This is a genomic window from Peptoniphilus sp. HCN-40583 (assembly GCF_037892835.1).
In the GTDB taxonomy this organism is placed as follows: domain Bacteria; phylum Bacillota; class Clostridia; order Tissierellales; family Peptoniphilaceae; genus Aedoeadaptatus; species Aedoeadaptatus rachelemmaiella.
In genome coordinates, this window is the sequence record NZ_JBBKBU010000001.1 from 116,617 (window position 1) to 129,345 (window position 12,729).

Genomic DNA, 12,729 nt, shown 5'->3' on the forward strand with positions numbered 1-12,729 from the left:
GCAGCCTCTTATGCTTCTTCGCTTTCGTCTTTATTTAAGCCTTCCACTTCTTTCGCATTGTCTACGAGAAGTTCGACGGCTTTTTTGCGTTCTAAGTCAGACTTCATGAGGTCCTTGTTGGATTCCATCATGGTCTTGACCATTTCTTCTTGTTTGTCTTCGTCGCCTTTAAAGTAGCGTTCGGACATTTCTCTGGCGTAAGCTTCCACTTCGTCATCGGTGATTTCGAATTTTTCCGCTTCCACAATGGCTTCGAGCACCAAGGACTTCAATACTTCCTTTTCAGCATCGGGACGCATGGAGTTTTTGAAGTTATCTAAGCTTTGGCCCAACATTTGCAGGTATTGTTCCAGTTGCAGGCCTTGGCTACGCATGTTGTTGTCCATGTTGCGGATTTGTTCATCGATGGCATTGTTGACCATGACTTCCGGCACATCCACCTTGGCATTGGCTGCGGCGGCTTCCAGCGCGCGGTCCATGCGAATGTTTTTCGCATTGGCTTCGACTTCTTCGGTCTTTTGCTTTTTCAGATCCGCCTTGTATTCGTCGACGGTGTCGAATTCGGAAATGTCTTTAATGAACTCGTCGTCCACTTCCGGCAATTCTTCCACGGCGATGGAATTTAAGGTAATGGTAAAGACGGCGTCTTTGCCCTTTAATTCTTCGTTAAAGTAATCTTCCGGGAATTTCACGTCGATGTCGAAGGTTTCGCCGATTTCGTGGCCGACGATGGCTTCTTCAAAGCCCGGAATAAAGCTGCCGCTGCCTAATTCCAATTCTTGGTCTTCGGCACTGCCGCCTTCAAAGGCGACGCCGTCGACTTTTCCTTCAAAGTCGATGTTGACTTTGTCGCCGTCTTCTGCGGCGCGGTCATCGATATTAATGTGACGGGCATTTAAGTGGCGTTGCTTGTCGATTTCGTTGTCGATCATTTCGTCGGAAACTTCGTCGGGAACGGCTTCGATTTCAAGGCCCTTGTATTCGCCTAAAACCACTTCCGGCTTAATTTCAACGCTGACTTCGACGATAAGATCCTTGCTGCGATCGAAGTTTTCTTCGTCGATGTCGATTTCCGGTTGGTCGATGACTTCCAGTTTTAATTCTTCCAGGGCGTCTTGATAGATCTTCGGGAGCACTTCGTTCAGTGCGTCTTCAAAGAAAATGCCGCTGCCATAGAATTGTTCGATGATTTTCTTCGGCGCGTGACCCTTGCGGAACCCGGGTACGTTAAAGTAATTTTTGTTGCGTTTATAAACTTTCGACTCCGCTTCTTTGATTTCCGCATGGGGAACCGTCAGGTCGAAGTAAACTTTATTCTTTTCTTGCTTTTTGATCTCTGTCATCCTTTATCCCTCCATAATTTATATCTAAAGCATTATACCATAAGGGCATTAAAATCTACAGTTTCGGGCAAAAAATCACGGCAAGATGCCGAATTTCTCGTCCTTAGCCCCTAGACTCTGCGTTCATAGACAAAATGGCAGTAGGGACAAGTGATCTTTACTTTGCCTGCACCCCGCGGCAGGCGGGCGGTTTTGTTGCAAGACGGGCAGTGAATGTAGCGGAAGTGCCGCAGGTCTTTCAGCCGCCTGAAAAACCGCTTTGCCGGGCGAAGGGCGTTTAAAAAGCCCGTGTTTTCTTCCCGGCGCTTACCTCGCTCCCGGGAATAGGCGCGAAAAATCACCATGAACAGGAGCACGAGGGCCCCGCCGGACCAATAGCCCTTCTCGAAATAGCGCCCGGCCATGCGCAAGAGAAGGGATACGGCGAAGAGCAAGGTGTTCAGCTCGTCCCAACCGTAGCGACCGGCCATGAAGCGGCGAAAGGCGTTTTTTAGTTCCCTCATACGAGGTAGCTGCGGATCATTTCGGCACTGTCGGTGTATTGTTTCCGCTCTTCGTCGGTTAAATCAAGCTCGACGATTTCTTCGATGCCGTCTTTGCCGATGACGCAGGGCGTGGAGACGTAGACGTCTTTTACGCCGTATTCGCCGTTGTGAAGGGCGGAGACTTGCAGTGTTTTCTTTTCGTCGTAAAGAACGGCGTCTAAGATGGTGTTTACCGTGTTGGCGATGCCGTATTGGGTGGAGCCTTTGCCGAAGAAGGCGCGGTGGCCGCGATAGATGATGGATTTTTCCACTTCCGCCGCATCCAGCGTCACGTCGTGTTCTTTTAAATAGCGTTCCAAGGGAATGTCATTGATCTTCACTTGGGAATAGGGCAAGAATTGGCTGTCGCCGTGTTCGCCCAGCATCATGCTGTGTACATTGCTCGGGCTCACGTCGAAGTGGCGGGCCAAGATGGTGCGGCTTCGTTCCGAATCCAACGCCGTGCCGCTTCCGATGATGCGGGAGGCGTCCATGCCGGAAAGTTCCCACACACGGTAGGCGATGGCATCGCAGGGATTGGTGACCACGACGAAAATGCCTTTAAAGCCGGCGGCCATGACCTTGGGGATGTAGTCTTTCACATCGGCGTAATTGGCGGCGTATTCGTTTCGCCGTTGGCCGTCTTCGGGAATGCGCCCGGCACAGACGACGATCATGTCGCTTGCCGCCACATCTTCAATGGTGCCGGCGACGAAATGGGTGTTGTGGGGGTAAAAGCCCGTGGCATCTTCCAAATCGCTGACCACGCCGTCTAAGCGCTTGTCGTTAATGTCGTGTAGTGTAATGTGTGTGCATCCGCCGCGCAAAGCCCGCGTATAGGCGACGATTTCGCCAACGTGTCCTGCGCCGATAATTCCTAACTTGGCCATGATCCGCTCCCTTACTTAATTAATTCTCTCAGTGCTTCAAATTCATCGACGGACAAGGTAATGCCCTTGCTCATTTTCGAGTGATCTTCGTTCCATGCGCGCAGATCGAATTTCGGATCGGCGCCGTTGTAGGATACGCGATTTAATTCTTTTTTCCAACCGTTCGGCGATTCAGACAAGACGCCTAAGTGCTCCACGATTTCAAATCTAAATTCTGCCACAATTCCTCCTAACAGAAAAAAGCGCCGTCGGCGCTTTCATCTACTCAACCGCTGTGACTGTATAGCCTGCATCTTCCACTGCTTTTTTTAATAAGGCGCTGTCCAGCTTTTCGCCTTCCACAATGGCTTCTTGAGGGTCCAAAGTTACCGACGCCTTCACGCCGTTAAGTTCGTTTAACGCTTTGTCGACACGTCCGACACAATGATTGCAGCTCATGCCGTCGATTTTTAAAATTTTCTTATCCATTTTTTTCTCCTCCTTTTTTTCATTATACCCATGTGTTTTCGTTTTTACAGAGGGAATTTCCACAAAGTCGATGGACTCGGCGGATTCCTCTTTATTTTCGCTTTCTGCCTTTTCCAATGAAAGGAAATTTAGTCTGAGGGCGTTGGTCACGACAAAAACGGAGCTGAAGCTCATGGCCAGTGCCGCGATCATGGGGCTCAGGGTCAAGCCGAAGGGCTTGTAAAACAGCCCCGCCGCCACGGGAATGCAGATGACATTGTAGAAAAAGGCCCAGAATAAATTCTCTTTAATGTTTCGAATCGTGGCCTTGGACAGATCCATGGCGCTCACCACATCCATTAAATCGCTGTGCATTAAGACCACATCGGCGCTTTCCATGGCGATGTCCGTGCCGGCGCCGATGGCAATGCCCACGTCGCTTCTGGCAAGGGCCGGGGCGTCGTTGATTCCGTCGCCGACCATGGCCACTTTCCCCGCTTCCTGATATTGACGCACGAAGGCTTCTTTTTCATCGGGGAGCACGCCGGCGTGAATGTGGTCGATGGCCAAATCCTGCCCGATGACCTTCGCCGTCTTTTCGTTGTCGCCGGTGAGCATAATCAGTTTTTTCCCGGCGCCATGTAGCTTCTCAAGGGCCCGTTTGGAATTGGCCTTCACCAAATCCTTCGCCACGATAAGGCCGATAAATTCATTGCCTTTCGCAAAAAACAAGGGCGTCTTCCCTTCAGCGAGAAGGGCGTCCAGTTGCGCGCGGATTACGGAAAGATCGGCGCCGACGGAGTCCATTAAGGCTTCGTTGCCGCCGTAATAGGTCTCGCCGTTTAAGGTGGCCTTTAAGCCTCTACCGGGAATGGCTTCGAAGTGCTCGAGGCTTAATTTATTTTCCGTTCCGTATGTTTCTTCGTAGGCCCGAATCACGCCTTCGGCCAAGGGATGCTCCGAAGGCTTTTCCAGGGCGTAGGCCGTAGCGAATAGTTCTTCCGCCGAAATGCCGGCGGCCACCACGTCGGTGACGTAGGGCTTGCCCCTCGTGATGGTGCCGGTCTTGTCGAAGATCACCGTGTCCGCATGGTGTAAAACCTCAAGGCTTTCGGCGCTTTTAAAGAGCACACCAGCCTTGGCGCCCTTGCCCGTGCCCACCATAATGGCCACGGGGGTGGCAAGACCCAGTGCGCAGGGGCAGCTGATGACCAAGACGGAAATGGCAAGCTTCAGCGCAAAGGCGGGCTCAGCCCCGAGGGCGAGCCAAATGCCGCCGGTAGCCAAGGCGATGGCGATAACAATGGGGACGAAGACCCCCGCCACTTTGTCGGCAATTTTCGAGATCGGCGCCTTGGTGGCGTTGGCGTCGTCCACCAGGGCGATAATTTTTGCAATGGTGGTGTCTTCCCCCACCCGCTTCGCTTCCATAATCAAGCGTCCCTGGCCGTTGGTGGTGGCGGCCATAATTTCGCTGCCCGCGGTTTTTTCCACGGGAATGGGCTCGCCGCTTAAGGCGGATTCGTCCACGGAGGAGATGCCTTCCACCACCACGCCGTCCACAGGCACATTTTCACCGGGCTTCAGCAGAATCCTGTCGCCGATTTCAATGGCTTCCACGGGAATCACTTTCTCTTCCCCGTCTTTTATCACCGTGGCCACTTCCGGCGTGAGATCCATTAAGGAGCGAATGGCGCCGGAGGTTTTGTGCTTGGCCTTGGCTTCTAAATATTTCCCTAAGTCGATTAAAACCACGATGGTGGCTGCCGATTCAAAGTAAAGCTCGTGGCCGTAGAGGGCGACGCGAGCCATGTCCCCGTGGCCGAAGCCATAGGCCAATTGGAAGATGACGTAGATCCCGTAAATGTAGGCCGCGCCGGAGCCCATGGCGATGAGGGCGTCCATGTTCGGGTGCTTGCGCATCATGGATTTTCCGCCGTTAACATAGTAGTGTCGATTCAAAAACAGAATCACCGTGGTGAACATAAATTGCACCAGGGCAAAGATGAGTAGGTTGTCCCGGCCTTCCAAAAAGGAGGGCACCGGCGCGCCCATCATGGAGCCCATGGAGATATACAAGAGGGGAATCAGAAAGATCGCCGAGACGATGAGTCGCCGGCGTTTTAATTCCAATTCTTCTGAAAAAGGATCCGCCTCAATGGTTTCGCTCTTTTTGTCCTCGCCTTCTAAAAAGCCTTTATAACCCGCCGCTTCCACGGCATGAAGGACCGCGGGTTCGATGCCTGCCTCGCCCTCCACTTTCATGGAGTTGGTAAGCAGGTTCACCGCCACGTTCGTCACGCCGTCGACTTTAGCAACCTCTCGTTCCACGGCGGCGGAACAAGCGGAGCAGGTCATGCCTTCAACGCGATATTTTCGTTCCATAGGGCCTCCTCTCAAATAGTCGTTATTGCTTACTAAGCATATCCTACCAATGGACTTGGGTTGTGTCAACCGATGGCCCCTTGAAGCAGAGCGGCGATCTCTTTTTTCTCTTCTGCCGTTAGCTCCACCTGAGTCCATACGCCGTCCGCCGTGGTGAAGAGGTAGAGCTTCGGGAAGGTGCCCCTAATTTTTTCGTAAGCCGTGCCGTAAAGGCCCAATTGCAAACGGTAGGTGGCCATGGCGCCGGTGCGTGCGCCTCGCGCGCCGGTTTTATAATCCACGATGGCCATGCCATCAGGCAATTGACGCAGCTGATCGTAAAAGCCTTCCAACATAACGCCGTCGAATTCCGCGCGGAAGGGCACTTCTGTGTCGATGATTTTGCCGCGGCCGAAGGTGGCGTCGTAGTTTTTAATGGCCTTATCCAATTCACGGTCCACGCCGCAAACTCGGGCGCGGGACAGAAGCTTTTCCCGAAGGCCTTTCTCGGGCTTGCGGGCACGCTGGGCGTAGTGGTGAAACAAAATTCCCAGCTGCATATAATTCTTCTCGCTCTTTACGCCCTCTTTGCCGTCGTCGAAAACGGCCCGCCCCTTTAAGAGGCGGCTCGCGGAAACCACGGGCTTCGGCTGTGCCATGGCGATGACGGGAGCCGTCGCTTTTTCAGGCAAGTCCTCATCATGTGCAGGCGCGGCCATGGGCGCAGGCGTCCCTTCGGCGAAATCTATGTCGGTTAAATGGCTCTCAAGCCCTTCCCCCTCTTTTGATTTCAGCAGATAGACGTGGCTCTTCGCCCGAGTCATGGCCACATAGAGCAGGCGAAGAATTTCCCTCCGAGCCTTTTCCGCCGCGGCCCTTCGGTTCATTTCGTAAATCACAGGGGCCGCGGGATTGTTTATGCCCACGCCTCTTTCTGCGCTGTAGTTCCACAGGCCGCCGTCGTTCAGGGGCTTGGCGAAGAGATGGCCTAAATACACTGTGTCGTACTCCAATCCCTTGGCCTTGTGCATGGTGAGGATCTCCACGGCACAGTCGCCGCCGAATGTGGCCGCGCCCACCTCTTCCGTGGCTTCTTTTTCACGGAGGCTATGGAGAAATCCTTCCAGGTGATCCCCTTCCCTGTCGTATTCTTTTGCCATGGCGAGAAGCTGATCCACATTGGCTACGGCCTGCTCCCCGCCCGCTTTAAAGGCGTAGGCGCGAAAGCCGCTTTCTTCCACAAGGGCCAACAAAAAGTTATAGGCAGAGGCGACGGGGCCCGCGTCTTCGAAAAATTTTTCTATGCGCCCCATACGCTCGCGAACACTTTCTCTGCAGGGAGAATCCTTCATCATATGAAAGAGATCTTCCTGATTCGCACCGATAAAAGGCGTGCGCAAAAAGGCCGGGGAAAAGATGCCGGTGGCTTTCGCTTCCATGGCCAAGATTAAATCCCGCACTTCTCGGGCCCGAAAAAAGCCTTCGGCGCTGCGGTTCACATAGGAAATGCCGTAGTCCCGAAAGATGGATTCGTAAATCCCCATGTATTGCTTTCGCCACAAAAGCAGGGTCCGGGATGTCGACGGATGCTTTTGAATGTCTTCCACAATCCACAGGGCTTCTTTTTTAATGGCCTCTTTCGGATCCTCCTCGCCTACAAGGTCCACGCCCTTTAGGGCCCACTCCCCTTCCCCGTGGCCCGTAATGGGCTCGTAGTCGGGAATTTTTTCCGCAAAGAGATCCCCCACAGCGGCCACCAGGTCTTTGTGGGAGCGGTAATTATTCAAAAGGGCCATGGCTTCCGTGCCCTCGTTTAAGGCCTCGCCGCGGAAATTATCGCCGACGGCCACATCGGCGCCGCGAAAGCCGTAGATGGATTGTTTTCTGTCGCCGACGACGAAAAGTTTCCCATCGCCCTTTAAAGCACGGAGCATGCGAATCTGCAGGGGATTCGTGTCCTGAAACTCATCGACGAGAATGTGATCGTAGGCGCAGGTAATCTTCCCCGATTCCAAAAGGGCCGTGGCCTTTTCCAAAAGATCACTGAAATCCACGGCACCCATGGCCCGCTTCTCTTTCCTATACGCTTCATCCAACCGCTTCAGGGCACGGTCGATGGCTTCGATAAAGGGGCGATTTTTCGCCTCTTCCTTTAAAAGCAGGCGATACCTGAGTTCTTCGTGTCGTTTTTTTATGTCCTCGTCTATTTTCAGCGACGACCCGTCGGGCATTTCCAGGAGAAAGGCCCGCTGCACCTCTTCACTTTCCGCTTTTATTGCCTCGAGATCCGCCTCGTCTAAATACTTGGCCAGTTTCGATGCCTTCGTCTTTAAGGCGCCGCGAAGGGCGGGCAGAAAATCGAAGTATTCATCTAACACATCGTCATCGGCGATTGCTCTCGGGCGAAAATCCCCGAGGGCGCCGCGGGTGCGAAGATCGTCGTAGCTTTTTAAAAGCGTGTTTTTAAAATTATTCGCCGTGGTAGCCTTCATGTCCAGAAAATCGAGAAAAGCCCCGTCGGAAAAAATGTCCTTCGCCACTTTTTCGTAGCTCTTTTCCAAAAGGGCCCGCGCCTCGCCCTCCGCCAGCTGCGTCATGCCGCCCAAGGTGTTCGCCTCCACGCCATAGATGGAGAGAAGGTAGCGGCAAAAGCCGTCGATGGTCTTTACCACCAAGCGGTCCGTCTCCTCCTCCGTAAGGCTCGCCGCCATACGCGCGGCCATTTCTTCGGCGGCGCGATTGGTAAAGGTAATGGCCAAAACATTTTCGCTTGTTTTCGATAAAATCCGCTTCACCCGCTCGGTCAAGACCTTGGTCTTTCCCGCGCCGGCGCCGGCAGTGAGAAAGACGGAGCGATCGTAGGATTCTGCAGCCTTCAACTGCTCTTTATCAAGTGGCATCTGCCGCCTCCCTCCTGCACAAATCCCCGTAGGCGCAATAACTACACACCGATTCACTTAAGGGCGCTTCGTTGAAATCGCCGCTTTTCATGGCGACAAGCGTCCGATCCAGAGCGACCTCCCCTTCGTCGAGAAAATCATCGAAGGCCTCGCCATCGTAAATTCTTTCGTTTCTCAAGCGACTGTACTTGCCTGCCCGTGTCGTGTCCCTCGCCATAATGGAGACCTTCCCATTTTCTATGGACACATATTCCAACGATGCCGGCCGATTGCCCATGTGTCGGCGAGCCAGGGCATAAAGGGCGAGCTGCATGACTTTGTGGGCCGCCACATGTTTGTATTCGGGAAGCCCCGATGATTTGTAGTCGATTAAAATTTCGTCGCCGGCTTCGTTTCTGTCCACCCGATCGATGACGCCGTGAATCTCCACATCCTTAAAAGGATAGGTGAAGGATGTTTCAAAGGCCGCCGGTCGAAAGGCGCCGTTTTTCTTTTCATCGTTCAGCCGCTCCTCCTCCGATTCCACGGCGGCGAGGAGGGCGCGGGCCATGGTCTTTTTCTCCCACGCCCAAAGGTATTCGGGCCTGAGGGGCGCCATTTTCTCGTCGTAGGCCCCTTCCACAAAATTCGCCAGCCCATCTCTTGAAAGCTTCTTCGAAAAATACAGAGCCAGCGCTTCGTGGTAAATGGTGCCCTTGGCCATGGCAGGGCGGCCGTCTTCTTCCTCCGACGCACATTTCAGCACCCGCTCGGCAAAGTAGAGGAAGGGGCAACGTAAATAGCTGTCCAGGGCCGAAGGCGAAAGGCCCTTCTCCCTCAGGGTCTGTGCCATAAATTCCGCCCCTTCTTCGGAAAAGACGTCGTCTTCTGAGATCAGGTCCCAATTTTTTTCATAGACCCCCTCCCATTGATCCAAGTCTTCCGCGGAATAAATTTCCTTCATCTGCGTGAAGATCGGCGCTTCTTCCCCGCTTCCCACTTTGTAGAGCAGGGATTTTTTCGATGAAGCCATTAAGTAATGTAGCCTTTCCGTGGTCTCTTCGCCTTGAAAGAAATTCACATAGAGCCCCACATCCATGGCGGATTTTGCCATGGCTCGATTCATCAAACTATCCTCTTTTTTGGCGGGAATAAATTTCCCGTCCAAAGAGGCGACGAGAAGAAGGTCGTAATCGCCGCCGTAGGCCTCATCCAGTGACAGAATGTCCACGCCGTAGACGGCCTCTTTTTCCAAATAGGTGCAGAGGATGGATTCAAACTCCCGGCCGTTAATCCTGCCGTAATCTCCTTCCGCCTCGGCCAGGGCATCGACGATCATTTTTGCCGACTCTTCGCCGAAAGATTCCGCCGCTTCTTCCGTGCGGTGAGCGAAATCATCCCAGCTGCCTTCTTTCTCTTGCTTCCAGGTTCGCAAAAGGGCTTGGTGTCCGATCAACAGATCCTTCGTCTCCTTGGAAAGGTAATAGGGCAGGGGATTTTCCTCGATTTCCGAAAGATCCTTCACGCCTAAGACCTCCATGGCCGCCGCCAATGCAGGCGCCCCTTCCACCTCCGCCAAATCCCCACGCAAAAAGGCGCAGGCAGAAGGTGCGTCTTCTCCCCGCCGCCACAAGAGGCGCAGTTGGTGCAGCGCCTCCTCGCCGAGGGCGTAGGCATAGGTTGCGGTCGGAATCTTTGCCGAAGAGAGGTGCGCCTTCATGGCCGCCCGATCCCCTTCATGATTCATGACCACGCCGATCTTCGCCGCCGGATTTTCCGCCAGCGCCTCCGCAACTTTTTTCACCATGTGGCGCAGGGCCCGCTCCCCGTTCACCGTTTGATACAATTCCGCATCATTCGGTTCATTCCCCTCCTCGAAGGGATTGACCGCCACCACATGAGCAGCAGCGTCTAACTTTTCAAGCAGAAGGCGGTGGCGTTCCTTGTAATGGGAAAAGCCCATAACAATATACTTCCGCTTCGGATTCACTTCCGCCGTCATGGCCTCGGCGAACAGAGCGCCTTCCGTGATGCAGTCTGCGTCTTTTACGGCACGGGCATAAGCCGCTAGGAGGGCGGAGTGGTCCTTGCGCCAACTGTAAGGCAGGTCCTTTTCCTCAAGACCCAAGTAATAAACATCGTCGCACCACTGAAAGAGGCGGCGAATTTTTTCCATGTCCCGCACCGAGGCGAAGGCCGTTTCCCCTTCTTCCAGCCGCTTTCGGAAACCATAGGCCGCCCGCCACTGATTCCGCGTTTGCGCCATGGCGAGCTCCGCCATTAAATCGTCGAAGGTGAAAAAATTTACGCCTAAAAACCCGACGGAGCGAGACAAAATTTCTTTGCTCCTCGCGATCCACTTCCGATTGGGCATAATAAAGGTAGCGCCGATGAAATCCCCCTCTGCCAAGGATTCCACGCCGCTTTCCATGGGCTTATCGATGATCTTCACGGCCTCTCCTTTCTTTTTTCACAAAGCGCATGGCCCATGGCCCCTACCACGCCGCCCGTGCCGTAGCCTAAATCATACATGGAGGCTCTCCCTGATCCGCTGAAATTTTCCCTTGGGCTCGGAAATAAACACCTTGCCGGACACTTCGGGAAAGTCTTCCGTTTCGGGGAAGACCAATTTATAGGCGTGAAGCAATTGGTGATGCAATTCGCCGAAGCGGCGGGAGGCGCGGCCGTATTTTCTGTCTCCCAAAACGGGATGGCCGATGGATGCCAGCTGTTGGCGAATTTGATGGGTGCGCCCGGTAATGAGCTCCGCCTCAACCAAGGTGTAATCCCCCCTGTGCTTCAGAGGCCGATAAATGCCCACGGCATCCTTTCCGTCGTCTCCTTCCACGACTCGGTTCTTCTCCCCGTCTTTTGTCAGGCGATTTTCCACCTTTCGCACATCCTTCAGCTCCCCTTCCACAATGGTCATGTAATACTTCTCCACTTCCCGGTTCCGAATCCAGCCGTTGGCCGCCCGAAGGCCCGCCGCCGTCTTCGCGCCTAAAATGAGGCCGCTGGTGTTTCGGTCCAGGCGATTGCAAATGGAGGGGACAAAGGTCTTCTCCGCCCGTGGATTGTAGCTTTTCGTGTGAATCAAATAGGCTAGCATATCGTCCACCATGTTTCGCTCGTAGGCCTTGCCCGTGCCGTGGCTCAACACGCCCACAGGCTTGTCCATAATAATGAAATCCTCCGATTCGAAGACAATGGCGGGAAACTTCCCCTTCACCGACTTCGGCGTCTTTGAAAACTTCGCAAGCGTCTCGTCGGAAAAATAGATTTCCACCGTGTCCCCGAGAGCCAAGACATCTTCCTCCTTGGCCTTTTTTCCGTTTACCGTAATATTTTTCTTTCGAATGGATTTATATAGAAGCGACGGCTTGGCATTGGGAAGCAACTTTTTTACATAGCGATCCAAGCGCATGCCGGCGTCATTTGTGTCAATTTGATTAGAGATCACGAGAGCCTCTCTTTCTTTCCCGTTCCTGTGATATAATAATCTTATTCTAATTATATCGAAATCTACAGGAAAGGGAAAACAGCATGAAATCTAACGGAAGAGTTTCGAAACTGTTCGTAAACTTTTTGCGCATTGTGGTCGTTCTACTGATCGTCCTCGTCCTGCTATTCATCATCAAGTGGCGGATGAACCACTTGTTTTCCATGATGACGCCGGATGATCGAAAAGACACCACCATTACCGAAGAGATTCGCTCCTCGAAGGAGCAGATCGACAAGATCTCCAGCGCCGCCAAAGACGCATCGGAAAAAACGACCTTACTTAAACTGGAAACCACGGACCCGGATTCCGTGGCCAAGAACTTAAAGGATTTGGGACTGATTAACGACGCCACGGCCTTCAGCAACATGGCCAAACGCTCCGGCATGGCCCGCTACATTACGGCGGGAAGCTATGAAATTCCGGAAGGCGCCACCGCCGAAACCATTTTGAAAAAGCTCACGGAAATCGGCTTGCAAAAAGCCACCCGCACCATCACCTTGGAAATCCCCTATGGTGCCACCGACGAAATCATCGCCGATGTGGTCATGAAAGAAGATTTAGTGGCAGACCGAGTCACCTTCCTTCAAATGATTCGCGACGCCGGCGCCGTGCCCCGGATCAAACCCGGCGGCTACGTCATTCACGCGCCCATTAAAGCCGCAGATCTATTAAACACCCTTATGGGACAGAGCGGACAGGAAAACCCCGCACCTCAAGGGGAACAACCACAACAATAAACGCGAAAAAGCCGCCCGATGAAATCGAGCGGCTCTTTTTGTG

At 53.3% G+C, this 12,729-nt stretch carries 9 protein-coding genes; 1 reads left to right on the forward strand and 8 read right to left on the reverse strand.

Annotated elements, in window-relative coordinates:
* Positions 1-8: 8 nt before the first annotated feature.
* The 8 genes from tig to WKT05_RS00600 form a co-directional block, all read right to left on the reverse strand.
* A complete protein-coding gene (tig, locus tag WKT05_RS00565) occupies positions 9-1,343 on the reverse strand; it encodes a trigger factor (RefSeq protein ID WP_340412454.1) in 1,335 nt (444 codons plus the stop codon).
* Between the two features lie 110 nt (positions 1,344-1,453).
* Positions 1,454-1,846 carry a hypothetical protein gene (locus tag WKT05_RS00570; RefSeq protein ID WP_340412455.1) on the reverse strand — a complete coding sequence of 131 codons (393 nt, stop codon included), beginning with the start codon at positions 1,844-1,846 and terminating at the stop codon, positions 1,454-1,456.
* Positions 1,843-2,757, reverse strand: a complete 915-nt coding sequence (locus tag WKT05_RS00575; RefSeq protein ID WP_340412456.1) for a lactate/malate family dehydrogenase — start codon at positions 2,755-2,757, stop codon at positions 1,843-1,845. Before WKT05_RS00575 ends, WKT05_RS00570 begins: the two co-directional genes overlap by 4 nt.
* An 11-nt stretch (positions 2,758-2,768) precedes the next feature.
* Positions 2,769-2,978: a YdbC family protein gene (locus tag WKT05_RS00580; protein WP_215506825.1), complete on the reverse strand. Its 210-nt coding sequence runs from the start codon at positions 2,976-2,978 to the stop codon at positions 2,769-2,771.
* A gap of 40 nt (positions 2,979-3,018) precedes the next feature.
* The gene (locus WKT05_RS00585; RefSeq protein ID WP_340412457.1) at positions 3,019-5,589 is read right to left on the reverse strand and encodes a heavy metal translocating P-type ATPase; all 2,571 of its coding nucleotides are present in this window, start codon (positions 5,587-5,589) and stop codon (positions 3,019-3,021) included.
* A gap of 65 nt (positions 5,590-5,654) precedes the next feature.
* Positions 5,655-8,468: a UvrD-helicase domain-containing protein gene (locus tag WKT05_RS00590; protein WP_340412458.1), complete on the reverse strand. Its 2,814-nt coding sequence runs from the start codon at positions 8,466-8,468 to the stop codon at positions 5,655-5,657.
* Entirely contained in the window at positions 8,458-10,899 is a 2,442-nt protein-coding gene (locus tag WKT05_RS00595; protein WP_340412459.1) for a PD-(D/E)XK nuclease family protein, read from the reverse strand. Before WKT05_RS00595 ends, WKT05_RS00590 begins: the two co-directional genes overlap by 11 nt.
* 72 nt (positions 10,900-10,971) lie before the next feature.
* Positions 10,972-11,907 carry an RluA family pseudouridine synthase gene (locus WKT05_RS00600; RefSeq protein ID WP_340412460.1) on the reverse strand — a complete coding sequence of 312 codons (936 nt, stop codon included), beginning with the start codon at positions 11,905-11,907 and terminating at the stop codon, positions 10,972-10,974.
* Between the two features lie 83 nt (positions 11,908-11,990).
* Here WKT05_RS00600 and WKT05_RS00605 point away from each other — a divergent pair, with 83 nt between their 5' ends.
* Positions 11,991-12,686 carry a hypothetical protein gene (locus WKT05_RS00605; protein WP_340412461.1) on the forward strand — a complete coding sequence of 232 codons (696 nt, stop codon included), beginning with the start codon at positions 11,991-11,993 and terminating at the stop codon, positions 12,684-12,686.
* Positions 12,687-12,729 lie beyond the last annotated feature (43 nt).